The following is a 24,761-nucleotide window of genomic DNA, read 5'->3' on the forward strand; positions in this document are numbered from 1 at the left end:
TTGCCTCCTTACTCTGGGATAACCGCGATCACGTCAATTTCCATCAACCACTGTGGCTGACCCAGGGCCGACACCACCAACCCGGTGGAAATCGGGAATACTCCTTTGAGCCACTTGCCGACTTCCTGGTACACCGGTTCGCGGTAGCGCGGATCGATCAGGTAGGTGGTGGTCTTGACGATATGCGACAGGTCGGAGCCCGCTTCCTCGAGCAACTGCTTGACGTTACGCATGGCTTGCTCGGCCTGGGCTCGCGGGTCGCCGAGGCCGATCAGGTTGCCTTCGAAATCCGTGCCCACCTGGCCGCGCACATACACGGTGTTGCCGGCGCGCACGGCCTGGCACAGGTCGTTGTCCAGGCTCTGGTTGGGGTAGGTTTGCTTGGTGTTGAACATGCGGATGCGAGTGTGAGTAGGCATCAAAAAGACTCCGGCAAAAAAGTGATCAGGCGCTGACAGGGGACGGGCGAGCCACCGGGGCGGCTTCGCGGTATTCAAGGTATTGGCGCTGGATGGCGATGTGGTCGGCCACGTATTTGGCGTCGTGCCACACCCCCCAGATGAACGACGAACCCCGGCGCGACTGCCACGGCAACCCGAGGAAATAGATACCCGATTCGCTGGCCACACCGCGCTGGTGCTGCGGCTTGCCGGCGGCGTCGAACGCGTCGACTTTCAACCAGCTGTAGTCCACGGCAAACCCGGTGGCCCAGATGATCGAGGTGATGCCGGCCTTGGCCAGGTCCAGTTCCAGGATCGGGTGCTGAATGCACTCGGCGTCGGGGAACACGCGGCGGGCTTCGGGCTCCTCCGGCAGGTCGAGGCCGTTGCGCTCGATATAGGCGTCTGCCGCATCCAACAGGGCCAGGTAGTTCTCATCACCACGTGCCAGGTTCTCCACCAGGTTGGCCTGGAAGCGGGCGACGTTGCCGTCGAAGGACTGGGTCAGGCCGACCAGGGTCATGCCTTGCTGGGCCAGCTCGCGAAAGTCGATGGTCTTGCCGCCGTGGGCGCCGCTGACGGCAATGGTCACGTGCTCGCGGCCGGGTTTCATCGCCGCCTGGTCCCACTCGCCCAACACCCCCAGCCACCAGCAGAAATCACGCTTGCGATAGGCACGCGGCGGGCGGTCGTGAGCGCCGACCGACAGGTACACCTGGCGCCCGGAGCGTTGCAATTCATCGGCGATCTGCACGCCGGACGAACCGGCCCCCACCACCAGCACGGCGCCTGTCGGCAGTTGCGCAGGGTTGCGGTAGTCGGCGGAATGGATCTGATGCAGCTCGGTGTCCTTGGGCGCAATCGCCGGAATCACCGGCTTCTGGAACGGCCCGGTCGCCGCCACCACACGGTTGGCTTCGATCACCCCTTCGCTGGTGTGCACGGTGAAACCGGGGCGGCCCACGTTGCGCACCACAGAAAGCACATCGACACCGGTGCGTATCGGCGCATTGAACTTGCGGGCATAGGCTTCGAAGTAGGCGGCAACGCGTTCTTTCGGGGCGAAGCCGTCGGCGGCCACGTCATCAAATTCCAGCCCGGGAAAACGGTCATGCCAGGCCGGCCCGTTGGCCACCAACGAGTCCCAACGCCCGGTGCGCCAGCGCTCGGCAATGCGGCTGCGCTCCAGCACCAGATGCGGCACGCCTTGCTTGCTCAGGTGCTCGCTCATGGCGACGCCGGCTTGACCGGCTCCCACCACCAGCGTGTCTATTGTTGTTATTGCTTGAGTCATGTGTCTGTCCTTGCGTAATGCAGTTGGATTCAGCTTGGGCATGACTTCAAGGCTAGGGGGAGGGCGGTTTTTAATAAAATATTATTAAGCTGGGAATTGAGCATAAATATCGGATGCAGCCGGCGGGCGCGGCTGTGCATCGTCAAGCGCCTAGAACTCCCCCGAATACTTCACCGCTGCGGCCGCACGCGACGGCACATCCAGTGCGCGCAGCACCGACGACACATGAATGCGCACGGTAAACGGCGAGATAGCCAGGGCTTTGGCGATTTCCTTGTTGGTCTTGCCCTGGGCGATCAGGCGCAGCACTTCCTGCTGGCGCGGGGTGAGGGTGTGGGTGTCCAGCGGCAGCAGGCCGGAGGGGGCGAACTTGACGAGCACTTCGCCTTCGCGGATCGCCAGCAACGCCTGGCCGATTTCATCCGGGGCAATGTTCTTGCCGATAAAACCGTCGACGCCCAGCGCCATGACCTGTTCGATCAACTCACGGTCATCCACCATCGACACCACCACCAGGGTGGTGCGGCGCAGTTGCTGGCGCAGCTTGGCCAGTTGGCTCATGCAGGTCAGGCCGGGGAAGCGCAGGTCGAGGATCAACGTATCGACCTCGCCGGGATCCAGCAGCAAGGCTTGCACCGCGTCCAGGTCGCCGGCTTCCTGGATCACGGCGCCGGGCAGCAGCCGTTGTACCGTGCGCGCCATGCCTTCGCGAAACATCGGGTGGTCGTCGGCAATGATGATCCGGCCTGTCATGGTGGGCTCCTTCCTGGGGCACGACGTTGCTGAGGCATGTTACTTTACCACCGGGCGGGATGCCCGCTCAGTCCCCTTGATACGCTGAACGTGACGACAAGGACGTAGTGCATGAGTCATGAGACCAACTCCGAACTCGACCAGGCCAACCTGCGAATTGTGGTTGCCAGCATCGCTATCGTATACATCGGCGCGCTGGGCTTCCTGCCCGGGCAGTCGGTGGACACCTACCTGCCGGTCATTCTCTACATCCTTGTGTTCCTGCTGGCATCCATCGCCTTGCGCCAGGTCATCGTGCGCTGGCCCGGGCATTACCCGGCGCGGCGGATCTTCGGCATGGTGCATGACTACACCGGCACCTCGTTCGGCATGGTGGTGGGGGGCGAGGCGGCGCTGCCGCTGTATGCGGTGATGGTGTGGGTCAACCTGGGCAATGGCATGCGCTATGGCTCGCGCTACCTGGCGATCGCCACGGCATTGGCGTTGCTGGCGCTGCTGATCGTGTATCGGCTTACGCCGGTGTGGCAGGCGCAACCCTTCATGGTGCTGATGCTGATGATCACCAGCACCGTGATCCCGGTGTACGCGCATATCCTGCTGGAGCGCACGCGCAAGGCGTCTGAACAGGCCATCGCCGCCAACCTGGAAAAATCCCGCTTCCTCGCCCAGGCCAGTCACGACTTGCGCCAGCCGATCCACTCCATCGGCCTGTTCACCGCGTGCCTGCGTGAAGCGCGCCTGGGCGATGAAGAGCGGCGGCTGGTGGATAACATCGACCGTTCGCTGCTCAACGTCTCGCAATTGTTCCGTTCGATTCTCGACCTTTACACCCTCGACAACGGCCGCCTGCTGCCCAAGTACCAGCCGGTGAACCTGGGCGAGTTTCTGGCCGACCTGGTGCGCCAGAATGCCGAGGCCGCGCGTTGGGCCGGTGTGGAACTGCGCTTGCGGCCGTGTGCTCACTGGGTATTGGTAGACCCTGCGCTGTTGGCCACGATGGTGCAGAACGTGCTGTCCAACTGCTTCAAATACGGCGCGCATCGGCCAGTGCTGATCGGCGTGCGCATTCGTCAAGGTGGCTTGGCGGTGGAGATTCATGATCGGGGCCGGGGGATTGCCGAGGAGCATCTGTCCAAGGTCTTCGAGGAGTTTTACCGGGTGCGCCACCGCCGGGACAAAGACGTCGAAGGCGTGGGCCTGGGGCTGTCCATCGTCAAGCGCCTGGGGCAACTGATGGGCGTGCAGGTGAACCTGCGTTCGCGGGTGGGCCATGGCACCTCCGTGAGCCTGTACGGCCTGACCCTGGCGACCGCACCGCAGACCCCGGCACCCCGTGATGATGCGCGACAGGCCGGTCTGCTGACCGGTTTGAAAGTGTGCCTGGTGGAAGATGACCAGAACGTGCTGCTCGCGACCCAGGCGCTGCTGGAGCGCTGGGACTGCGAGGTACAGGCCGAACTGTCAGGACGCGACCTGGTCAGCGATTGCGACATCATCGTCGCCGACTACGACCTGGGCAACCATGCCACCGGTATCGAGTGCATCGACGCCTTGCGGGCGCAACGCGGCTGGGCGGTCCCGGCGCTGATCCTCACCGGGCACGATGTGGAGAAAATCCAGGCCGCGTTGCACGACCGCCAGATCGCGATTCTGTCCAAGCCGGTACGCCCCGCGGAACTGCGCGGCGCCCTGCGCGACCTTAGCCAGCAGGCGGTGATCAGTTGAACGGCACCAAGCCATTGCCGCGAGCCCCTTTGGGCTGGCAGTAAGCGGCCGGCTTCATCATGCCGAAGCTGGCCACGGCGAACATGCCGCCGCTGGCACCGCTGGGCACGGAGCAGTTGTAATCACCGCTGGCGGTGCTGGCGATGTAATAGGTCGTCATGGAGTCATTGCGCACATTGGAGATACGCTTGACCGGCTCACCCAGGTTGGTTTCCGACAGCGTCTTGAGATGGTCTTCGGTGGGCTTGATATTGCTGCAACCGGCCACACCGATAATCAACGTACCGAGCAGGGCGAGGCGGGTCAGGGGAGCGTGGAGTTTCATGATGGATCTTCCTTGGGGTTGTTATGGCTTTTCCAACGCGCAACGAGCCCTCGCGCCCTGGAGGCACGGTGTTGGCGGAGCGTTGGAAGTGCCGGGGAATATAGCGCCGGGGACCGGCAGGGTCGATTAGCACAAATGGGCTAGTGGCAATTTGAAGTCATGGAAGGAGGCAGTACGGTTGGAGATAAGACGAGCCACGCCAGACGATGCTGACCGCGCGTTTGAGATTCGCCGTGAGGCCATTCGCGGTCAATGCATCGGTGCCTACAGCGCTGAGCAAATGGCGCTCTGGACCCGAGGTTGCGCAAGCGACGGTTACAACGCCCTGATGGAAAAACTGTTTTACCTGGGGTGGGTGAACGGTCAGCCTGTCGCCACCGGCATGCTCGACCTTGCCAACAATGAAGTCGGCGCGTTGTTTGTACTGCCGGCCTTCACCGGCCGCGGGTACGGCAAGGCAATGCTCGATCATCTGGAAAGCGTGGCGCGGGCATTGGCGATTGAAGAAGTGGTGCTGGACGCCACGCTGAACGCGGCAAGCTTCTATCGCGCCAACGGATATGTGGGTGAGGAGCAGGCGGTCTATCACTCGCCGTCGGGGCTGACGCTGGCGTGTGTGCCGATGGTGAAGCGGCTGGCTGCGGTTTGAACCCTGCAGAACCCCCGCACTTGATTGCCTGACAAGCGAAGGCACCTGTATCCCGCAAACCCGTCGGATCTGTGTCTATCGCCAACGGCCTCGGCCCGGTAGTTTCATGCCACGCTAACTGACGACCGAGTGTCCCATGGATCTTACCGCTGTCCCGTTTGGCACCACGGATTGGGCCACCCTCGAACCCACAACCCATCCTGGCGTTACCGGCAATGCCTTATGGCGTACTTGCCATTTCGGCACCACCCGCGTGCGTCTGGTGGAGTACACGCCCGGTTACCTGGCGGATCATTGGTGCTGGAGAGGGCATGTGCTGTTGTGCCTTGAAGGCGAGTTGCACACGGAGCTGGAAGATGGCCGCCGGTTCATTCTGACGGCCGGGATGAGTTATCAGGTGGGCAATGACATGGAGGGCCATCGCTCCTCGACGGCCATTGGCGCCAAACTCTTCATCGTCGACTGATCTGTAGTGAGCGGGCTCGCCCCGCGCTGGGCTGCGAAGCGGCCCTAACCCCAGGCACCTCGGCTCCACTGAAAATACTGTGGCGTTCTTATTGGGGCGGCAAGCCCTAATGCCAGTCAGTTAAGCGATAAAGCGGGCGATGAATAAATTGTGGGAGGGGGCTTGCTCCCGATAGGCCGCGCAGCGGCCTCAAAAATGGGCCTGCTACGCAGTCCATCGGGAGCAAGCCCCCTCCCACATTGACCGCGTTAATCCTTAACTGACTGGCATTAGGGCGAGCCCGCTCACTACAGTCAGTGCATCTTGCTGTGGTCCATGCCGTTCAGGGCACGGACCGCTGCTTTTACTTCGATGGACTGTTTCTCGCCCTTGGCGTCCTTGACGGTCAGGGTCAGCGGCACCTGGTCGCCTTCCTTGATCTGGCCGGTGAGGCCCATCAGCATCACGTGGTAGCCGTCCGGGTCGAGCTTGACGGCTTTGCCGGCGGGCAGGGCGACCGAGTCTACCGGGCCCATTTTCATCACGTCGTCCTTCATGCTCATCTCATGGATCTGTACGTCCTTGGCCACCGGCGACGCCACGCTGAGCAACTGGCTGTCGCTGTCGGCGGTGAGGGTCATGAACGCGCCGCTGGACGGCTGGCCCGGCACTGTGGCACGCACCCAGGCATCGCTGACTTGTACCTGGGCGCTGGCGTGGGCGGCAAGGCCCAGCAGGGTCAGGCCGAAGGCAACGCGTTTGAGGTGTTGAACGGCAGTCATTAGCAGACCTCCATGACGGTGAGCAGGTCTTCTGCGCACTCTTTAGCGGTAAGGGATGCCGACAGCCCCAGGCGCAGGTTGCCGCGGGTGTCGAAGACGAAACTGGTCGAAGTGTGGGACAGCGTGTAGGTGTCCCCGGCCGGGATCTTTTCATAGAAGATCCCGAATTCCTTGGCGGCCACGGCGATTTCTTCCGGGGTGCCGTACAGCGCTTCGAAGCTGGGGTCGAAGGCTTTCACGTAGCGGTCGAGCAGTTGCGGTGTGTCACGCTCGGGGTCAAGGGTGATGAACACCACCTGCATGATCTCGCCGTCGCGGCCCATCAGCTTCTTGGCCTGGGCGGCGCGCGCCAGAGTGGTGGGGCATACGGCCGGGCACTGGGTGAAACCGAAGAACACCACCGGCATCAGGCCACGGAACGAGCTCAGGGTGACGGTTTCGCCGTCGGTGTTCTTGAGCTTGAAGGTGCGGCCCATGATCTTGTCACTGAGGTCCTTGCCGTACTTGAAGTTCAGCTTGGGGCTGTAGTCACAGCCGCCCAGCAGGCTGCCCAGGCCCAACAGGCCCATACCGGTCAGCACTTTGCGGCGGGTGAATAACGTACTCATCAACTGTGCATCCTGTGAAGCGCCTGCATGGCTCTGGATCTACACATCAGGCTTTGAAAAGGCATTGAAACGTAGAAACGAGGAGGGCGCACAGTCTACCAACCCAGGCCTGCCTGCGTAATCTGCGACGTTCTGCCACAGGGGCGCGTCGCGCTTCATCCTTTTACGGCTTCGGTGGTAGAGTCGCCGCCATGAAACTGAGCCATCCCGACCGTTCGCTGATCGCCTGGACCCTGTACTTCTGCGTGCTGATGAACGTGTTCGTGTGCGGTTTGGGCCATGGGCAGATGCTGGGCCAGCAGCTCAACGGTATCGGCGGCGCGTTCTGTTCGGTGGACGGGAGCCAGGCGCCACTTTCCGATAAAGGGTTGGGCACTCCGTCGTCCAGCAACATCTCGAACTACTTTGCCTGCCCGGTGTGCAACGCGGTCACCGTGGCCATCGTGTTTCTTATCGGCCTGGCCTGGCTGCTGAGCCTTCAGCAAACCCCGGGCCCGGCCCATGAGCGGCGCAACAAGGCGCCGCCGCGTTATTCCTGGCCCTCGGCCAACCCCCGCGCTTCTCCCGCAGCCTGACGTGTGCCTTGGGCTTCCTGTGATCAGGAGGCGTTCTATCGTCACGACTGTGAGTCCATTTGATGACCTCTCTATTGCCTGCAGGCGCCAGTCGCCTGGTCAGCAAGGCGTCCCGTCGCCCGCTTGCGCAACCCCTGCGTACGGAACCGTTGTTGGCGCACTACCCGAGTAATTCCCGTTGCTTCGTGCACCTGGATGCACGCCTGCTGCCTCATTGGCACAGCTTGTTCGACATCTGCCCGACGCTGCTCAAACTCGACCCGCCCGAGGGCTTGAACCTGTTCCGCAGCTTCATGACCTGGGCCTATCGCAAGCAGCCGCCACTGGATTGGACCTACCACCTGAATGTGGCGCGCTGGCTGCTGGGCTCCCCGTACCGTGCGCAAATCAATGAGGAGCCGATCGAGGCGTTCATGGCGGCCGCAGCAGCGTGCTGGATCAGCCTGGACACCAGCCAGGCCCGGGGTCTGGTCCTGGCCTGGCAAGGCGCCACTCTCTTCGATTGGAAAGGCCCGCCGATCAGCGCCGCGCAACAGCAGGCATTACCCGCTTCTACCCTGGACTTCGCCTGGAGCCCGCTGAACGCACGGGGTGAGTTCAGCGGCTGGTTGCCGGTGCCTTGAGCAGTCAGCATCGCGCTGCGATGGCTGCGCAATTTTAATGAACCCTTGGCGCATCGGCTTGACCTAACGCATACGACCTAGGAGGTGAAGCATGCAAACTGAATACATCTGGATCGGCCTGGCCGTGGTTCTGGTGCTGGTGGAATTGTGGGCGATCAGTACCGTATTGCGCAGTACCGGGGGCTGGGAAAGCAAGGGTTTCTGGCTGGTGATCTTGATCTTTGTGCCGCTGTTCGGGCTGATCGCCTGGGCGATATTCGGGCCTAAACGCGAGATGCCTGAGCAACGTAGAAGCTAACGTAGAAGCTGAAGCAGAACAGGCGCCCTTGAGGCGCCTGTTTTCATTCAAGGGTTCGGCTTATCCAGCAACCGCCTTGGCAATCGCTTCATTGAACGCCGGCAGGTCATCGGGTGTGCGCGAAGTGATCAAGGTCCAGCCATTGGCCTTGCATGCCTTGACCTCGGCGTCGACCCAGCCCGCAGCTCCGGCATTTTCCAAGTCGATGCGCACGCTTTTATACGAGGTCAGCGTTTTGCCCTGGATCACGCCGGCGTCGATCAACGTCCACGGCCCATGGCAAATCGCTGCCACGGTCTTGCCGGCCTTGACGAAATCGTTGATCAACTTCAACGCGCTGGCGTCCTGGCGCAGGGTGTCGGCGTTGACGGTGCCACCCGGGATGACCAGGGCATCGAAATCGTTGCTCAACACATCCGACAGCGCCACGTCGGACTCTACGGTTTTGTCTTTCTCAGTATCGCCGACGAACGTCTGCGTGGTGCCGCCCTTGCTGGAACCGTGGGTCACGGTCGCGCCGTAGCCGCGCAATGCCTCCAGTGGCTTGAGCAGTTCATCGCGCTCGATACCGGTGTTGGAGGTGATGACCAGAATCTTCTTGCCGCTAAGTAGTGAGCTCATGATCGAGAGTCTCCTGATGGCTGGGTTAATGGGTGGATATGGGAGAGTTGATCAAGGCCAGGGGCTAAAGGTTTAAATTAATTTGGGTTGATGGGCTGGACGGTTGTGCGGGGCAGTTTCCTTGAACTATCGAAAGGGGGCGGGCTCTGCTGCATAAGGGCTCGCCTTTATGGCGAGCGTTCAAAACTGCCTGGAGACCAAGCATGACTGCCGATAAAACCCCTGATCCGATCAGTTCCGAGCAAGCGCAGAAGGGTGCGGAAAAACCCGTCAAAGGCCGCACGCTGGAGCATCCGAACCCGAAGACCGAAACCATCGACAAGGTGCTCACGCCCACCTCGATCAAGGACACCGAGCGCCAGGCCGAGGCGATCAACCAGCAGGCCGACAAGGCTGAGCGCAAGCTGGACCACTGATCATGGCCAAGTCGATCACCGCTTCCGAACTGGGTATCGAACTGGCGCCCGAAGACGACGCCAGCCTGTTCAAATGGTTTATTGCCAGCTTTCTGATGGGCAAGCGAATCCAGGCGCCGATTGCCGCGCAGGCGTACCGCGTGATCGTCGAGCAAGAGGGGCGTGATACTGCGCGCAAGTTGCAGCACTGCACTGCTGGCGAACTGGTCAGGATGCTGGGGCGTGCCCACTACGTGCGCTATGACGAAACCACCGCGCAACGGCTGTTGGACCTTAGCGCCAAGTTGAACGCCGAGTATGCCGGCAAGATCACGCAGATACGCGACGCCAGTGGCGACCGTCCGGCGTTCGAGAAACGCCTGGGTGAGTTCGAGGGGGTTGGCCCCAAGACGATCGAAATCTTCATGCGCGATGCGGCCAAGGTGCTGTTTTGACCGCATCGTTGTATCTAGGCTGTGCGGGGTGGAGTTTGCCCCGTGAGCACTGGCCGGCATTTGCCGACGAGGGCACGCATTTGCAACGTTATGCGTCGCGCTTCAATGCAGTGGAAATCAACAGTTCGTTTTATCGCGCGCACCAGCCCAAGACCTACGAGCGCTGGGCACAATCGGTGCCGGCAAGCTTTCGCTTTTCGGTCAAGGTGCCCAAGCGCATCACCCATGAACTGCGTTTGCAGCTTTGTGACACGGCACTGGATGAGTTTCTGGAACAGTGTCTGCACCTGGGTGAAAAGCTCGGTTGCCTGCTGGTGCAGTTACCGCCCTCACTGAGCTATGACCCGGCCGTGGCGTCGAATTGGTTCATGGCATTGCGCCAACGTTTTGCCGGCGCCGTGGTGCTGGAGCCGCGTCATCCCAGCTGGCGAGAGGCCGAGTCGCTGCTGATGGACCTGCACATCGGCCGGGTGATCGCCGACCCGGTTGTCATCCAGATGAGCACCGGTTGGCCAGGCGTGCAGTATTGGCGCCTGCACGGCGCTGAGCGCATCTATTACAGTGCCTATGGGCCCGAACGCGTGAAGGCGTTCGGGCAACAGCTCGACCTCTCGGTAGCGGCGGGCGTGCCCACGTGGTGCATTTTCGATAACACCGCCAGTGGCCACGCGACGGCCGATGCCTTGTGCCTACTCGACCTCTACCCGAACCACTTCCAGACCTAGCTGTTCATAGGCTTCGACACTCGGCACATGCCACTCGGTAATCAGCGTGTGAAGACGGTTGCAGGGCGCTACGACAAAGGGCTCCACCGCGCCGAGCTTGTCCGCCATGGTCACTGCGACCACGTGGGAGGCGCTGTCGAGCAAGGCCTGTTTGACCACCACTTCATCGAAGTGCAACGAGGTGATGCCCACTTGCGGGTGCAGGGCGCACACGCCCGTGAACAATAGGTCTGCCTTGATACTCTGGATCAGGCGCACGGCATCGTGGCCGCCGGTGGAAAGCGTGGCCGGGTTGAGCTGGCCGCCGGCCAGGATCACTTTCACATGGGGATGGTCGGCCAGGGCGATGGCGATCATCGGTGAGGGCGTGACCACCGTCAGGTGAATCGAGCGCGGCAGCGATTGGGCAATGCGCAGGGTGGTCGAACCGGAGTCGAACAGCACGATCTGGCCGTCCTCCACGCGCTGCGCCGCCAATTGGGCGAGCTGACGCTTGGCCTCGTTGGTCTCGCCGACCCGGGTAAAGAAGTCTTTGCCGGTGTCCTTGGGCCGGGGCAAGGCGCCACCGTGTACGCGCTGCAACAAACCGGCGGCGGCCAGTTCGCCGAGGTCGCGGCGGATAGTGTCCTGGGATACGGCAAAATGCTCCACCAGCTCCGCTGCGGTGACTTTTCCGTCGCGCTCCAGCAGCAACAGGATCTTCTGTTTACGCAAGGAAGGCAGGTCAGTGGCTTGATGAGTGTTATGCATGTTTGTGCGTCTTTTTGCTTGTTTGTGCGACATTAGCCGCCTGCTGCTATAAACGCAATGGCTGGTTGCGCAACCGCTGGACGGTTACTCTTCGTGCTCGGTTCAGGGAGAGGTGACCTAGATGACGTTGATCACAACCATCGAAGACTTACGCAAGCTGGCGCAAAAACGTGTCCCACGGATGTTCTACGATTACGCCGATTCCGGTTCCTGGACTGAAAGCACCTACCGGGCCAATGAAAGCGATTTCGCCCGGATCAAATTCCGCCAGCGCGTGGCGCGCAATATCGACCAGCGCTCGATCCGCACTACGATGATCGGCCAGGACATGGCCATGCCGGTGGCCCTGGCGCCGACGGGCCTGGCGGGCATGCAGCACGCCGACGGCGAAATCCTTACCGCCCGCGCCGCCGCCGCATTCGGCCTGCGCTACACCTTGTCGACCATGAGCATCTGTTCACTGGAGGACATCGCCGAGCATGTCGGCCAGCCGTTCTGGTTCCAGCTCTATGTAATGCGTGATCGCGGGTTTATCGAACAATTGATCGAGCGTGCCAAGGCTGCCGGCGTGGATGCGCTGGTGCTCACACTCGACTTGCAGATCCTCGGGCAACGCCACAAGGACTTGATCAACGGCCTGTCGGCACCGCCGCGATTGACTCTGCCGAATATCCTCAACATGGCGACCAAGCCACGTTGGGTGATGGGCATGCTCGGTACCAGGCGCCGTGGGTTCGGCAATATCGTTGGCCACGTGAAAGGCGTGGCCGACATGAGTTCGCTTTCGTCATGGACCGCCCAGCAATTCGACCCGCGCCTGAGCTGGGACGATGTGGAGTGGATCAAACAATGCTGGGGCGGCAAGCTGATCATCAAGGGCATTCTCGATGTGGACGATGCGCGCCTGGCGGCAGACGCCGGTGCCGATGCACTGGTGGTGAGTAACCACGGTGGCCGTCAACTTGATGGGGCGCCGTCGAGCATCAGCCAATTGCCGGCGATTGTCGACGCGGTGGGCCAGCGCATTGAAGTGTGGCTCGATGGCGGTATCCGCAGCGGCCAGGATGTGCTCAAGGCGGTCGCGCTGGGGGCCAGGGGCACGATGATCGGCCGCCCCCATCTGTACGGTCTGGGCGCGATGGGGGAGGCGGGCGTGACCAAGGCTCTCGACATCATCGCCCGCGAGTTGGATGTGTCGATGGCGCTGTGCGGCTATAACGATATACGCGATGTGAATCGCGAGATTTTGCTGCCGGGAACCTTGCCTGAAGGGAATTGCTGAGCAAAAAAATCGTAAAAAAGTAAAAAGAGTTGTCCACGAAAACCGTGGGTATCTCTGTGGATAACTTTGCGAAGACCCGGCTGGGTTGGCGATTTAACCTGCGGTTAATATTTGATCAACTGCCGGCGAGGGCCAGTATGGGCAGGGTTTGCGCTTGACAGGCAAGCGCGAACTCAGTGCCGAAATGCGTGTTCAGGAGTCGCCGTCGGGTGCTGTGGAGTGTGTCACGACCTGGGACGGCGCCTTCGCTTGCATCAACCTGTCCAGTGCCTGGCCATAACTGCGGCCGGCCAGGCTCATGCTGTTGTTGTGGGTGGCACCGGGCACCAGCAGCAGTCGCTTGGGCTGCTGGGCGGCGTCGAATAATTGCTGGCTGAAACGCGGCGGCACGTACTGGTCGGCCAGGCCGTGGACCACCAGCAGCGGCATGTGCACATCAGCGATCTTGTCGATGGAGTCGAACTTCTGCGAGAGCAACCAGCGCACCGGCAGTGAGGTGTTGGCCACGGCGGTCGCCGCGTCCCCCAGCGATGTGAAAGTGGATTCGATCACCAGGCCGCGCACAGGGATCGGCGTTTGCCGGCTCAGTTCGGCCGCCAGGTCGATCGCCACCGCGCCGCCCAGGGAGTGCCCGTAGATCAGGCGCTTGTTCGGGTCGGGTTGCAGCACCTTGAAGCGTTCCCAGGCGATACGCGCGTCTGCGTAGACACTGGTTTCCGACGGCAGATCACCCTGGCTCTGGCCGAAGCCACGATAGTCGATGGCCAGCACCGAATACCCCAAGGCGTGCAATTGCTCGATGCGAAACAGCTGGCCGGTGAGGTTCCAGCGCACGCCGTGCAGGTAGAGGATCGCCGGGGCGTCCTTCTTGTCTGCCGGGTACCACCAGCCGTGAATGTTCTGGCCCGACTTGAAACTGGCCGGCTTGAGGTCGAATTCCTGTACCGCTTTGGGCAGCCCGGTATACCAGCCGGCGGTGCCCGGTTCGATGCGAAACACCAGCTCACGTTCTTTGTGTTGCAGCACGGCACACCCCACGGGCAGGCCGATGATCAGCAGTGCCATGCACAGCAGGGGAACCCAGCGCAGGCCGAGGCGAGACAGAAAACGAGAGGACATGAAGATTCCAGGACAAAAACAAAGCAGGGGTTTTACCAGATGGCACATCGGGTAAGGAATTAATTCGACAGTCGTGAGTGGGCATTGCTTGCAAAGTGTTACATCGCCTCCGTTGAACTCGAGCGCACCTGCCAACTTGACGCTGGCCGGCGCCCGGGAACATGCTCGCCCTCCCACGTACAGAGGCCCAACCATGGACAACAGCCCCGTTCGCATCACCGCCGAAGAAACCCTCTCGAAAAACTGGTACCTGTTGAAAAAATACAGCTTCGACTTGCGCCGCCAGGACGGCAGCTGGCAAGCCCAGACCCGTGAGGTGTACGACCGCGGCAATGGCGCGACCATCCTGCTGTACAACCGTGCGCAGCGCACGGTGTTGCTGATCCGCCAGTTCCGCATGCCCACCTTCGTCAACGACTACCACGGCTATCTGATCGAAGCGGCGGCCGGCTTGCTCGACAACGCCAGCCCCGAAGAACGCATTCGCCTGGAAGCCGAAGAAGAGACCGGCTATCGCGTCGGCCACGTGGAGAAAATCTACTCGGCGTTCATGAGCCCGGGTTCGGTGACTGAGCGCATTCACTTCTTTATCGGCGAGTACCAACCGACGGATCAGGTCGGTACGGGGGGCGGTCTGGAGGAGGAGGGCGAGGATATCGAAGTGCTGGAGCTGGGGTTCGAGCAGGCGCTGGCGATGGTACAGGACGGCGAGATTGTGGATGGCAAGACGATCATGCTGCTGCAGTATCTGGAACTGCGGATGTTGAAAGACGGCTGGTGAGCCCCGACTGGCGGTTATTGTCAGAAATTTCCCAGAGGAGTACAAATGTACTCCATGACGACTCTCACTCCCCGCCGTACCGCCATCCTGACCTTTATCCGCGACCGTATCGCGCAGCAAGGTCAGCCCCCCAGCCTCGCCGAGATCGCCGAGGCGTTCGGCTTCGCCTCGCGCAGCGTCGCGCGCAAGCACGTGGTAGCCCTGACTGAAGCCGGGTTCATCGAGGTCAACGCGAACCAGGCGCGGGGCATTCGCCTGCTCAACCAACCGGCGCGCCCCGAATGGCTGGATGTGCCGGTGCTCGGCCGAGTGGCTGCGGGCCGGCCCATCGGCGCCGACGCCGAAGTGCACAGCCGCCTGCAACTGGACCCTGCCACCTTCACGAAAACCCCGGATTATCTATTGCGGGTGCAGGGCGACTCGATGATCGATGACGGCATCCTCGACGGCGACCTGGTGGGCGTGCGCCGCAGTGCCGAGGTGCTGAACGGGCAAATCGTCGTGGCGCGGCTGGATGGAGAAGTCACCATCAAGCGTTTCGAGCGCAGTGGCGAGCGCGTGCGCCTGCTGCCGCGCAACCCCGCCTATCAACCCATCGTGGTCGGGCCCGACCAGGACCTGGCCATTGAAGGGGTGTTCTGTGGCCTGGTGAGGCAAGGCTGATGGGCGCCGTGGTTGCCCTGGACGCGCTGTTCAATGGTGGGCGCGTGTGGAAGGGCCGGCCCGTTGCACCACCGGCCAGCGTGCACCCCACGGGGTTGGCGAGGCTGGATGCGGTGTTGCCAACGGGCGGCTGGCCGGAGTCGGCCTTGAGCGAAATCCTGATGGCCAAAGAGGGCATCGGCGAATTGCAATTGGTGCTGCCGACCCTGGCGCGCTTGTCGGCGGCGGGGGAGCGAATTGTGTTGGTCGCGCCGCCTTACACGCCGTACCCCCACGCCTGGCAGAACGCCGGGGTGGATGTGCGCCAGCTGTCGGTGATCCGGGCCGAGGAGCGCGATGCGTTGTGGGCGGTGGAGCAATGCCTGCGCTCCGGTAGTTGCGGCGCGGTGCTGTGCTGGCCGCGCAAGGCCGATGACCGAGCACTGCGCCGCTTGCAGGTGGCGGCGGAAACCGGGCAGACCCTGGCGTTTGCCTGGCGTGCCTTGAGCGAGGCGGTCAATGCGTCGCCGGCGGCTTTGCGCCTGGCGGTTGAGGTAGCGCCTGCACAAGTGCGGGTGCTCAAATGCCGGGGCGGGTTGGCCCATCCGGCGCCCATCGCGTTGGCGGGGCACTGAGGTTGCCATGCGTTGGGTGTGTATTGTCTTTCCGCAATTGGCGCTGGATGGCGTGCAGCGTGCGCACCCCGAGCCGGACGCGCCCCTCGCGTTGTTGGCCGGTACCCCGCAACGTCGCGTGCTGCAGACCGTCAATGCTGCCGCCCGTGCCTTGGGCCTGCGCCCCGGGCAATCGCTGACGGCGGCCCATGCGCTGGCCAAGTCCTTTGCCTGCGCCGAATACGACCCCGCCGAGATCGAGCGTTGGCAGCAGTTCCTCGCGGCCTGGGCCTACTGTTTCAGCTCCCAGGTCAGCCTGCACTACCCACGCGCCTTGTTGTTCGAGATCGAGTCGAGCCTGGGCCTGTTCGGGCCGTGGCCGCAGTTCGAAGCGCGTTTGCGCCAGGAGCTGAACGAGTTAGGTTTTCGCCACCGTATCGTCGCCGCGCCCAACCCGGCGGCGGCGCGGGTATTGGCCAATCTCTATGATGGCCTGGCGGTGACTGACGACGCCTTGAGCCAGGCCCTGGCGTCGCTGCCCATCGACCGCGCCGGCCTCGACCCGCAGGCCGCCATCGCGTTGTCCCGCATGGGCCTGCGCACCCTGGCCCAGGTGCAGGCGTTGCCCCGGCACACCCTGGCGCGGCGTTTCGAGGCGGGCTTGCTCAAGCACCTGGATACCCTCACCGGGCAACGGCCATTGGCCTTGGCGTTCTATCAGCCGCCGGATCAGTTCGAGGCACGCATCGAATTGAATTTCGACGTGCAATCCCACCAGGCGCTGCTCTTCCCCTTGCGCCGTTTGACCGGCGACCTGTCCGCCTTCCTCTGCGGTCGTGACAGTGGTGTGCAGCGTTTTGACCTGCACCTGGAACACGCCCAGCAACCCGATAGCGTGATCAAGGTCGGCCTGCTCAGCGCCGAGCGGGAACCTTCGATGTTGTTCGAACTGGCCCGCGGGCGCCTGGAGCAGGTGCAAGTCAGCGCGCCGGTACGCGGCGTGCGCCTGCTGGCCCAGGACTTGCCCGTATTCGTGCCGCAGCGCCAGGACCTGTTCGACGACCGCCCGCAACAGACCTTGCCCTGGGAGCAACTGCGCGAACGCCTGCGTGCGCGGCTTGGCGATGACGCGGTGCAGAGCCTGCGTTTTCATGCCGACCATCGCCCCGAATGCGCCTGGCAAGCGGCAGCGGCCAAACACCCGTGCCAGCCCCTGGACAACGTGCGCCGCCCCGGCTGGTTGCTGGCCGAGCCGACCCTGCTGGCCGAGCCTGGCGTGCAGATCCTCTTGGGCCCGGAGCGCATCGAATCCGGCTGGTGGGACGGCGCGGATATCCGTCGCGACTATTACCTGATCCGCACCCGTGCCGGCCAGCAAGGCTGGGCCTACCGCACCGTCGGCGAACCCGATGGGTTGTGGTTGCAGGGTTGGTTTGCATGAATTACGCCGAGCTGCATTGCCTGTCCAACTTCAGTTTCCAGCGCGGCGCCTCCAGTGCGCTGGAGTTGTTCGAGCGCGCCAAAGGCCAGGGCTACAGCGCCCTGGCGATCACCGACGAATGCACGCTGGCAGGTATCGTGCGGGCCTGGCAGGCGGCAAAGGCCGTGGCGTTGCCGTTGATTATCGGCAGCGAAGTGCGCATCGAAAACGGCCCGAAACTGGTGCTGCTGGTGGAAGACCTGAGTGGCTACCAGCACCTGTGCCGCTTGATCACCCTGGCCCGACGGCGTGCCGCAAAGGGCGGTTATCGCCTGCTGCCAGCCGATTTTGAACAACCGTTGCCGGGCCTGCTGGCATTGTGGGTGGCCGAAGACAGCGACACCCAGGCGTCGATCCAATGGCTGCGCCACACCTTCGCCGAACGCCTGTGGCTGGCGGTACACCTGCACTGCGGCCAGGACGATGCGCGTCATCTGGAACAACGCCTGCAGCTGGCCGCCAGCCTGAATATCAAGGCGGTGGCCTGCGGTGATGTGCATATGCATGTGCGCGGCCGTCGGGCCCTGCAAGACACCATGACTGCTATCCGCCATCACGTGCCGGTGGCCGAGGCCGGCACGCGCCTGCACCCCAATGGCGAGCGGCACTTGCGTGATCTCGACGCCCTGGCTGCGCTGTATCCGCAAGCGTTGCTCGACGAGACCCAGGCCATTGCGCGCCGTTGCACCTTTGACCTCGGCCAGTTGCATTATCACTACCCACGCGAGCTGGTGCCGGAGGGGCATGACGCAACGTCCTGGCTGCGTGCCGTGACGCAAGAAGGCATTGCCCGGCGCTGGCCAAAGGGGGTTGATAGCAAGACCTTGCAGAAGATCGACAAGGAACTGGAGGTGATCGGCACCCTGGGTTATGAAAGCTATTTCCTCACGGTTCACGACATCGTGCGCTTCGCCCGCAGCCGTTCGATCCTGTGCCAGGGTCGGGGTTCGGCGGCCAACTCGGCCGTGTGTTTTGCCTTGGGCATCACCGAGATCGACCCCAGCCTGACGGCTATGCTGTTCGAGCGCTTCCTGTCCAAGGAGCGCAATGAGCCCCCGGACATTGATGTGGACTTCGAGCACGATCGCCGCGAGGAGGTGTTGCAGTATGTGTTCCAACGCTACGGCCGCACCCGTGCGGCGTTGACGGCGGTGGTCAGTTGTTATCACGCGGCCGGCGCGGTACGCGACGTGGCCAAGGCCCTGGGGCTGCCGCCGGACCAGATCAACGCCCTGGCCGACTGTTGCGGGCGCTGGAGTGACGATGCTCCGCCCCTGGAACGCCTGCGTGAAAGCGGCTTTGACCCGCACAGCCCGATCCTGCGCCGCGTGCTGACGCTGACCCGGCAACTGATTGGTTTTCCCCGTCATCTGTCGCAGCACCCCGGCGGCTTCGTGATTTCCGAATACCCGCTGGACACCCTGGTGCCGGTGGAAAACGCGGCCATGGCCGAGCGCACCATCATCCAGTGGGACAAGGACGACCTCGATGCGGTCGGCCTGCTCAAGGTGGATATTCTGGCCCTGGGCATGCTCAGTGCGATCCGCCGCTGTTTCGACCTGTTGCGCCGCCACCGTGGCCGTGACCTGGCCTTGGCGACGATCCCCAAGGAAGATCCGGCGACCTACGCGATGATCAGCAAGGCCGACACCATCGGCGTGTTCCAGATCGAATCGCGGGCGCAGATGTCGATGCTGCCCAGGCTCAAGCCGAATAATTTCTATGACCTGGTGATTGAGGTGGCGATTGTGCGGCCGGGGCCGATCCAGGGCGGCATGGTGCATCCTTACCTGCGTCGTCGGAACAATGAAGAAGCCACCACTTACCCGTCGCCGCAATTGAAAACGGTGTTGAAGCGCACCCTGGGCATTCCGCTGTTCCAGGAACAGGTGATGCAGATCGCCATGGTCGCCGCTGACTACAGCCCCGGCGAGGCCGACCAGTTGCGCCGTTCGATGGCTGCCTGGAAGCGCCACGGCGGGCTGGAGCCGCACCAGGAGCGCCTGCGCGACGGCATGCTCAAGAACGGCTACACCGAAGCCTTTGCCGCGCAGATTTTCGAGCAGATCAAGGGCTTTGGCAGCTATGGTTTCCCCGAGTCCCACGCGGCCAGTTTCGCCTTGCTGACCTATGCCAGTTGCTGGCTCAAATGCCATGAGCCGGCCGCTTTCGCCTGTGCGCTGATCAACAGTTGGCCCATGGGTTTCTACAGCCCGGACCAGATCCTGCAGGACGCCCGGCGCCATCGGTTACAGATTCGCCCGGTGGAAGTCCAGGCCAGCGACTGGGATTGCAGCCTGGAGCCTATTGACGGCGCGCAACCGGCAATACGCATGGGCTTGCGCATGATCGCAGGGTTTCGCGAGGAGGACGCACGACGTATCGAGGCCGCTCGCCAACACCAGGCATTCAGCGACATTGCCGACCTGGGCGCACGCGCCGGGCTGGATGCGCGGGCCCAGGCCTTGCTGGCGGATGCCGGGGCCTTGCGGGCGTTGGCCGGGCATCGGCACAAAGCGCGCTGGGAGGTGGCGGGCGTGCAGCAGCAACTGGGCCTGTTCGCCGGCCTGCCCAGCCCCGACGAAGCGGTGGTGGAGTTGCCGGCGCCTTCGGTCGGCGAAGACCTGCACGCTGATTACGCCACCGTTGGTACCACCCTTGGCCCGCACCCAGTGGCGCTGTTGCGTGAAGAATTGCGCAAGCGACGCTGCCGCAGCTCCCATGAACTCCTGGCGGTCGAGCATGGTCGTAACGTGAGTATTGCCGGGCTGGTTACGGGGCGGCAGCGGCCCGGCACGGCCAGTGGCGTGACCTTCGTCACCCTGGAGGATGAGTTCGGTAACCTCAACGTGGTGGTCTGGCGTGACTTGGCCGAGCGTCAGCGCCAGGCGCTGGTGGGCTCTCGGCTGCTCAAGGTGGATGGGCGCTGGGAGGCGGTGGGCGACGTGCGACACCTGATCGCCGGACGTTTGACCGACCTGACGCCGCTGCTGGAAGGGATCCATGTGCGCAGCCGGGATTTTCACTGAAGACTGTGACGCGGGTTGCATTTACCTGCTGGCGTTAAGGCGGTGAAACGATCTAGGGTTGGCGCGCTCCAACGCTGGTCGATGTTTTCTTTTCGTACTGAGTCAACCCATGCATTTTTTATCCAACTCTCATGGCTGCGAAGGCTGGGCCGGTGAAATGGCCCGGCGAATCCGCGCGTTCGACTGGTCGACCACTGATCTTGGCCCCATCGACTCGTGGTCCACCAGCCTGGTCTGCAACGTGCAAATGATGCTGGCCTCGCCCGTGCCGATGGTGATGCTGTGGGGGCGGGCGGGGTACATGATCTATAACGACAGCTATTCGGCGTTTGCCGGTGGCCGCCACCCGTATCTATTGGGCAAGCCGGTGGAGTTGGGTTGGCCGGAAGTCGCCGACTTCAACCGTCATGTGGTCGACACCTGCCTGGCGGGCGGGACCTTGTTATTCAACAACAAGGACCTGGTACTGTCGCGCCATGGCAAGCCGGAGACGGTCTGGCTGGACCTGTATTACAGCCCGGTTGCCGGCGACAACCAGCAGCCGGCCGGCGTGCTGGCGATTGTGGTGGAGACCACCGAACTGGTGAAGTCCGAGCAAGTGCGCCAGGAACTTACCCACAATCTGGAACAACGCGTCGCCGCTGAAGTGCAGGCGCGCTCCGCTGCCGAGGATCAACTGCGCCAGTCGCAGAAGCTGGAAGCCATCGGCGGCCTGACCGGTGGTGTAGCCCACGACTTCAATAACCTGCTGCAGGTGATCGCCGGCAACCTGCACCTGCTGGCCCGGCATGAGCCGGATAACGCCCAGGTGCAGCGCCGGGTCAACGCAGCCATTGAGGCCGTTGAGCGCGGCGCCAAGCTGTCGGCGCAACTGCTCGCCTTCGCCCGTCGCCAGCCGCTGTCGCCGGCGGTGTACAACCCGCAGCGCATCTATGCGGGCCTGGGCGAATTGCTGCAGCGTGCGTTGGGTGAAACCATTCATATCGATGTGCAGATGCCCACGGATGCCTGGTGCATCAAGGTCGACCGCAACCAGCTGGAAAACGCGCTGCTCAACCTGGCGATCAATGCCCGGGATGCCATGCACGGCGAAGGCGTGATTCGTATCACCGGCGAAAACATCATCCTCAACCCTGACGATTGCGCCGGTAAAAGTATCAAGCCGGGCGAGTATGTGCGCCTGGCGGTCAGCGACACCGGCGTGGGGATGTGCCCGGAGGTGCTCAAGCGCGTCTTCGAGCCGTTTTTCACCACCAAGCTCGAGGGCCAGGGCACCGGGCTGGGCTTGAGCATGGTGTTCGGCTTCGTGCGCCAAAGCGGCGGGCACGTGGAGATGTGGAGCGAGGAGGGCAAGGGCTCGACGGTGCAGATGTATTTCCCCCACAGCCTGGAGCCGGAATGCTTGGACACACAGGAAGAACTGGCGCTGCACTGCGGCGGCCAGGAGACCATCCTGGTGGTGGAGGACAATGAAGGCGTGCGCCTGACGGTCGTCGAGTTGCTCAAGCAAGCGGGCTATACCGTACTCACCGCCGAGGACGGCGACCGGGCGATGCGGGTGTTGCAGGACGGTGTACGGCCGGACCTGATTTTCACGGATGTGGTGATGCCCGGCCGAGTCAAAAGCACGGACCTGGCCGACTGGGCCCGCGTGCAGCAGCCTCCCGTGCCGGTACTGTTCACCTCCGGGCACACCCGTGACATTCTCTCCAGCAATCATTTGCTGAGTCCGGATATCAACTTGCTGAGCAAGCCCTACAGCCCCGATGCCCTGACGCAACGGGTGCGCTCGGTGCTCAACACCCGACAAGGTTGCCCATGACCTCACAGCGCAACATGCCCAAGCTTTCTACCCCGGTCGGCTTCGTCCGGGTGCGTGGCGCCCGCGAACACAACCTGCGCGATGTCGATGTGGACATTCCCCGTGACGCCTTGGTGGTGTTCACCGGGGTGTCCGGCTCCGGCAAGTCGTCGCTGGCATTTTCCACGGTGTATGCCGAGGCGCAGCGCCGTTACTTCGAGTCGGTGGCGCCGTATGCGCGGCGCCTGATCGATCAGGTTGGTGTCCCGGACGTGGACAGCATCGAGGGCCTGCCCCCCGCCGTGGCCCTGCAACAGCAGCGCGGCACGCCGAGTGCGCGTTCATCGGTGGGCAGCGTGACCACGCTGTCGAGCCTGATCCGCATGCTGTATTCCCGCGCCGGCAGCTACCCGCCGGGCCAGCCAATGCTGTACGCCGAAGACTTTTCGCCGAACCTGCCCCAGGGGGCCTGCCCGGAGTGCCATGGCCTGGGTCGCGTGTATGAGGTGACCGAGGCGCTGATGGTGCCTGACCCGTCGCTGACCCTGCGCCAGCGTGCGGTGGCATCCTGGCCGCTGGCATGGCAGGGCCAGAACCTGCGCGACATCCTCGTGACGCTGGGCTATGACGTCGATATTCCGTGGCGCGACCTGCCGAAAAAGCAGCGCGACTGGATCCTGTTCACCGAAGAAACCCCGACCGTACCGGTGTATGCCGGCTTCACCCCCGAACAGACCCGCGACGCCCTCAAGCGCAAACTGGAGCCGAGCTACCAGGGCACGTTCAGCGGTGCGCGGCGTTATATCCTGCACACCTTCACCCACACCCAAAGCGCACTGATGAAAAAGCGCGTCGCGCAATTCATGCAGGGCAGCGCGTGCCCGTTGTGCGAAGGCAAGCGACTGAACCAGGCGGCGCTGTCGGTGAAGTTTGCCGGGGTGGATATCGGTGAGTTGTCGCAGTTGTCGTTGTCCCGGTTGGCCGAGCTGTTGCGTCCGGTGGCGGCGGGGCAGGACAAGATGAAACTGTCGGTGGAAAAGCGCCTGGCGGCGCAGCGCATCGCCCAGGACCTGCTGGAGCGGGTCAACACCTTGATCGAATTGGGCCTGGGTTATCTGTCCCTGGAGCGCAGTACGCCGACCTTGTCGTCCGGTGAATTGCAGCGCCTGCGCCTGGCTACTCAATTGGGCTCGCAGTTGTTTGGGGTGATCTATGTGCTGGATGAGCCTTCGGCGGGCCTGCACCCGGCCGATGGTGAAGCGTTGTTCAGCGCATTGGAGCGCTTGAAGGCGGCGGGCAATTCGTTGTTCGTGGTCGAGCACGACCTGGAAACCATGCGCCGCGCCGACTGGCTGATCGACGTCGGCCCGGCGGCCGGCGAGCAGGGTGGGCAGGTGCTGTACAGCGGCCCGCCGGCCGGTTTGGCCGACGTTGAGGCGTCGCAGACCCGTGAGTATCTGTTCGCCGAACGGCGCCCGCCAGGTCAGCCGCATCGTGAGCCCTCGGGCTGGTTGAAGCTCGAAGGGGTGACGCGCAATAACCTCAATGACCTGGACGTGGAGTTCCCGCTGGGGTGCTTCACGGCAGTGACCGGTATTTCCGGCTCGGGTAAATCCAGCCTGGTCAGCCAGGCGCTGCTGGAACTGGTAGGCACGGGCCTGGGGCGCGTGCTGGAGAACGACGAAGAACCGAGCCTGGAAGATGACACGCCGCAAGCCAGCGGCGGGCGGATCAGCAGCGGCCTGGAACACCTTCGCCGCCTGGTGCAGGTGGATCAGAAACCCATCGGCCGCACTCCGCGTTCGAACCTTGCGACCTACACCGGGCTGTTCGACAACGTGCGCAAACTGTTCGCTGCCACACCGGCGGCGAAAAAGCGCGGTTACGATGCCGGGCAGTTTTCCTTCAACGTCGCCAAGGGCCGCTGCCCGAATTGCGAAGGCGAAGGCTTTGTCAGCGTCGAATTGTTATTCATGCCCAGTGTGTATGCGCCGTGCCCGACGTGCCATGGCGCCCGCTACAACCCCGAGACTCTGGCGATCCAATGGCAGGGCTTGAACATCGCCCAAGTGCTGGGGTTGACGGTGGCGCAGGCGGTCGAGGTCTTCGCCGAGCAGCCGGGGATATTGCGCTCCTTGCAGGTACTGCGGGATATCGGCCTGGGCTATTTGCGCCTGGGCCAGCCGGCGACGGAGTTGTCGGGCGGTGAGGCGCAGCGCATCAAGCTGGCGACCGAACTGCAACGCAATGCGCGGGGCACCACGTTGTATGTACTGGATGAGCCGACCACCGGCCTGCATCCGCGAGACGTCGACCGCCTGCTCAGCCAGTTGAATCAACTGGTGGATGCCGGCCACACCGTGGTGGTGGTGGAGCATGAAATGCGCGTGGTCGCCCAGAGTGATTGGGTGATCGATATCGGGCCGGGAGCGGGCGCTCAAGGCGGCAAGGTGGTGGCGTGTGGTACGCCGCAGAAAGTCGCCAAGAGCAAGGCCAGCCGCACCGCCCCCTTCCTCGCCCGGGAACTGTGAGGCCGATGCGGGACAAACT

General features: G+C 63.0%; 26 protein-coding genes. 17 read left to right on the forward strand and 9 right to left on the reverse strand.

All coding sequences use genetic code 11. From position 1 onward, the window contains the following. Positions 1 to 8: 8 nt before the first annotated feature. The 3 genes from ACQRBV_RS19645 to ACQRBV_RS19655 all read right to left on the reverse strand — a co-directional run bounded on the left by ACQRBV_RS19645 (position 9) and on the right by ACQRBV_RS19655 (position 2,487). A complete protein-coding gene (locus ACQRBV_RS19645) occupies positions 9 to 419 on the reverse strand; it encodes a RidA family protein (RefSeq protein WP_060752514.1) in 411 nt (136 codons plus the stop codon). A gap of 25 nt (positions 420 to 444) precedes the next feature. Continuing rightward, entirely contained in the window at positions 445 to 1,776 is a 1,332-nt protein-coding gene (locus tag ACQRBV_RS19650) for a flavin-containing monooxygenase (RefSeq protein ID WP_411984311.1), read from the reverse strand. Between the two features lie 108 nt (positions 1,777 to 1,884). Further along, the gene (locus ACQRBV_RS19655; protein WP_161549767.1) at positions 1,885 to 2,487 is read right to left on the reverse strand and encodes a LuxR C-terminal-related transcriptional regulator; all 603 of its coding nucleotides are present in this window, start codon (positions 2,485 to 2,487) and stop codon (positions 1,885 to 1,887) included. A 111-nt stretch (positions 2,488 to 2,598) separates the two neighbouring features. Here ACQRBV_RS19655 and ACQRBV_RS19660 point away from each other — a divergent pair, with 111 nt between their 5' ends. Beyond that, positions 2,599 to 4,212 carry an ATP-binding response regulator gene (locus ACQRBV_RS19660; protein ID WP_411984310.1) on the forward strand — a complete coding sequence of 538 codons (1,614 nt, stop codon included), beginning with the start codon at positions 2,599 to 2,601 and terminating at the stop codon, positions 4,210 to 4,212. Here ACQRBV_RS19660 and ACQRBV_RS19665 read toward each other — a convergent pair. Beyond that, positions 4,205 to 4,537, reverse strand: a complete 333-nt coding sequence (locus tag ACQRBV_RS19665; protein WP_060752518.1) for a hypothetical protein — start codon at positions 4,535 to 4,537, stop codon at positions 4,205 to 4,207. The two genes, ACQRBV_RS19660 and ACQRBV_RS19665, sit on opposite strands and share 8 nt — an antisense overlap. A 178-nt stretch (positions 4,538 to 4,715) precedes the next feature. On the opposite strand from ACQRBV_RS19665, the gene ACQRBV_RS19670 reads away from it, so the two are divergent. Together ACQRBV_RS19670 and ACQRBV_RS19675 are read left to right on the forward strand one after the other, a co-directional pair. Then, entirely contained in the window at positions 4,716 to 5,186 is a 471-nt protein-coding gene (locus ACQRBV_RS19670; protein ID WP_244383299.1) for a GNAT family N-acetyltransferase, read from the forward strand. Between the two features lie 136 nt (positions 5,187 to 5,322). Then, positions 5,323 to 5,652, forward strand: coding sequence for a DHCW motif cupin fold protein (locus tag ACQRBV_RS19675; RefSeq protein ID WP_090370508.1), 330 nt, complete (start codon positions 5,323 to 5,325; stop codon positions 5,650 to 5,652). Positions 5,653 to 5,945: 293 nt separating this feature from the next. Here the strand turns inward: ACQRBV_RS19675 and ACQRBV_RS19680 are convergent, their stop codons facing one another. Further along, positions 5,946 to 6,413 carry a copper chaperone PCu(A)C gene (locus ACQRBV_RS19680; RefSeq protein ID WP_060752521.1) on the reverse strand — a complete coding sequence of 156 codons (468 nt, stop codon included), beginning with the start codon at positions 6,411 to 6,413 and terminating at the stop codon, positions 5,946 to 5,948. Beyond that, on the reverse strand, positions 6,413 to 7,021 hold the full coding sequence (locus ACQRBV_RS19685) for an SCO family protein (RefSeq protein WP_060752522.1): 609 nt from the start codon (positions 7,019 to 7,021) through the stop codon (positions 6,413 to 6,415). The genes ACQRBV_RS19680 and ACQRBV_RS19685 overlap by 1 nt, the downstream gene beginning before the upstream one ends. Positions 7,022 to 7,212: 191 nt before the next feature. On the opposite strand from ACQRBV_RS19685, the gene ACQRBV_RS19690 reads away from it, so the two are divergent. The 3 genes from ACQRBV_RS19690 (at position 7,213) to ACQRBV_RS19700 (ending at position 8,517) form a co-directional block, all read left to right on the forward strand. Further along, positions 7,213 to 7,596, forward strand: a complete 384-nt coding sequence (locus ACQRBV_RS19690) for a DUF2946 domain-containing protein (RefSeq protein WP_060752523.1) — start codon at positions 7,213 to 7,215, stop codon at positions 7,594 to 7,596. A 62-nt stretch (positions 7,597 to 7,658) separates the two neighbouring features. Then, on the forward strand, positions 7,659 to 8,219 hold the full coding sequence (locus ACQRBV_RS19695; protein WP_060752524.1) for a putative natural product biosynthesis protein: 561 nt from the start codon (positions 7,659 to 7,661) through the stop codon (positions 8,217 to 8,219). A 91-nt stretch (positions 8,220 to 8,310) separates the two neighbouring features. Further along, entirely contained in the window at positions 8,311 to 8,517 is a 207-nt protein-coding gene (locus ACQRBV_RS19700) for a PLD nuclease N-terminal domain-containing protein (protein ID WP_411984309.1), read from the forward strand. Between the two features lie 60 nt (positions 8,518 to 8,577). Here ACQRBV_RS19700 and ACQRBV_RS19705 read toward each other — a convergent pair whose 3' ends face one another. Next, positions 8,578 to 9,138 (reverse strand): type 1 glutamine amidotransferase domain-containing protein, encoded by a 561-nt coding sequence (locus ACQRBV_RS19705; protein WP_411984308.1) that lies wholly within the window; start codon positions 9,136 to 9,138, stop codon positions 8,578 to 8,580. A 203-nt stretch (positions 9,139 to 9,341) separates the two neighbouring features. Here ACQRBV_RS19705 and ACQRBV_RS19710 point away from each other — a divergent pair, with 203 nt between their 5' ends. The 3 genes from ACQRBV_RS19710 to ACQRBV_RS19720 are packed head-to-tail and all read left to right on the forward strand — an operon-like array spanning position 9,342 to position 10,713. After that, complete coding sequence (locus tag ACQRBV_RS19710; protein WP_411984307.1) at positions 9,342 to 9,554, forward strand: hypothetical protein; 213 nt, start codon at positions 9,342 to 9,344, stop codon at positions 9,552 to 9,554. Positions 9,555 to 9,556: 2 nt separating this feature from the next. Continuing rightward, positions 9,557 to 9,988 (forward strand): DNA methylase, encoded by a 432-nt coding sequence (locus ACQRBV_RS19715; protein WP_411984306.1) that lies wholly within the window; start codon positions 9,557 to 9,559, stop codon positions 9,986 to 9,988. Further along, positions 9,985 to 10,713 (forward strand): DUF72 domain-containing protein, encoded by a 729-nt coding sequence (locus ACQRBV_RS19720; RefSeq protein WP_411984305.1) that lies wholly within the window; start codon positions 9,985 to 9,987, stop codon positions 10,711 to 10,713. The genes ACQRBV_RS19715 and ACQRBV_RS19720 overlap by 4 nt, the downstream gene beginning before the upstream one ends. On the opposite strand, the gene ACQRBV_RS19725 is transcribed toward ACQRBV_RS19720, so the two are convergent. Beyond that, positions 10,678 to 11,463 (reverse strand): DeoR/GlpR family DNA-binding transcription regulator, encoded by a 786-nt coding sequence (locus tag ACQRBV_RS19725; protein WP_060752530.1) that lies wholly within the window; start codon positions 11,461 to 11,463, stop codon positions 10,678 to 10,680. The two genes, ACQRBV_RS19720 and ACQRBV_RS19725, sit on opposite strands and share 36 nt — an antisense overlap. Positions 11,464 to 11,584: 121 nt before the next feature. Between ACQRBV_RS19725 and ACQRBV_RS19730 the strand changes: the two genes are divergently transcribed. Then, positions 11,585 to 12,745 carry an alpha-hydroxy acid oxidase gene (locus tag ACQRBV_RS19730; protein ID WP_090370517.1) on the forward strand — a complete coding sequence of 387 codons (1,161 nt, stop codon included), beginning with the start codon at positions 11,585 to 11,587 and terminating at the stop codon, positions 12,743 to 12,745. A 192-nt stretch (positions 12,746 to 12,937) separates the two neighbouring features. Here the strand turns inward: ACQRBV_RS19730 and ACQRBV_RS19735 are convergent, their stop codons facing one another. Next, the gene (locus ACQRBV_RS19735) at positions 12,938 to 13,864 is read right to left on the reverse strand and encodes an alpha/beta hydrolase (RefSeq protein WP_411984304.1); all 927 of its coding nucleotides are present in this window, start codon (positions 13,862 to 13,864) and stop codon (positions 12,938 to 12,940) included. Positions 13,865 to 14,057: 193 nt separating this feature from the next. Between ACQRBV_RS19735 and ACQRBV_RS19740 the strand changes: the two genes are divergently transcribed. The 7 genes from ACQRBV_RS19740 (at position 14,058) to uvrA (ending at position 24,742) form a co-directional block, all read left to right on the forward strand. Next, the gene (locus tag ACQRBV_RS19740; RefSeq protein WP_090370519.1) at positions 14,058 to 14,645 is read left to right on the forward strand and encodes an NUDIX domain-containing protein; all 588 of its coding nucleotides are present in this window, start codon (positions 14,058 to 14,060) and stop codon (positions 14,643 to 14,645) included. Positions 14,646 to 14,690: 45 nt separating this feature from the next. Beyond that, positions 14,691 to 15,308, forward strand: coding sequence for a transcriptional repressor LexA (lexA, locus tag ACQRBV_RS19745; RefSeq protein ID WP_090370520.1), 618 nt, complete (start codon positions 14,691 to 14,693; stop codon positions 15,306 to 15,308). Further along, complete coding sequence (gene imuA / locus ACQRBV_RS19750) at positions 15,308 to 15,922, forward strand: translesion DNA synthesis-associated protein ImuA (RefSeq protein ID WP_411984303.1); 615 nt, start codon at positions 15,308 to 15,310, stop codon at positions 15,920 to 15,922. The genes lexA and imuA overlap by 1 nt, the downstream gene beginning before the upstream one ends. A 7-nt stretch (positions 15,923 to 15,929) precedes the next feature. Further along, entirely contained in the window at positions 15,930 to 17,342 is a 1,413-nt protein-coding gene (locus ACQRBV_RS19755) for a Y-family DNA polymerase (RefSeq protein WP_411984302.1), read from the forward strand. Then, entirely contained in the window at positions 17,339 to 20,410 is a 3,072-nt protein-coding gene (locus ACQRBV_RS19760; RefSeq protein ID WP_411984301.1) for an error-prone DNA polymerase, read from the forward strand. Before ACQRBV_RS19755 ends, ACQRBV_RS19760 begins: the two co-directional genes overlap by 4 nt. Before the next feature lie 109 nt (positions 20,411 to 20,519). Beyond that, positions 20,520 to 22,232: an ATP-binding protein gene (locus ACQRBV_RS19765; RefSeq protein WP_411984300.1), complete on the forward strand. Its 1,713-nt coding sequence runs from the start codon at positions 20,520 to 20,522 to the stop codon at positions 22,230 to 22,232. After that, entirely contained in the window at positions 22,229 to 24,742 is a 2,514-nt protein-coding gene (uvrA, locus tag ACQRBV_RS19770; RefSeq protein ID WP_411984299.1) for an excinuclease ABC subunit UvrA, read from the forward strand. Before ACQRBV_RS19765 ends, uvrA begins: the two co-directional genes overlap by 4 nt. Positions 24,743 to 24,761 lie beyond the last annotated feature (19 nt).

Source organism: Pseudomonas sp. R11F (assembly GCF_050312575.1).
Lineage (GTDB): Bacteria > Pseudomonadota > Gammaproteobacteria > Pseudomonadales > Pseudomonadaceae > Aquipseudomonas > Aquipseudomonas palleroniana.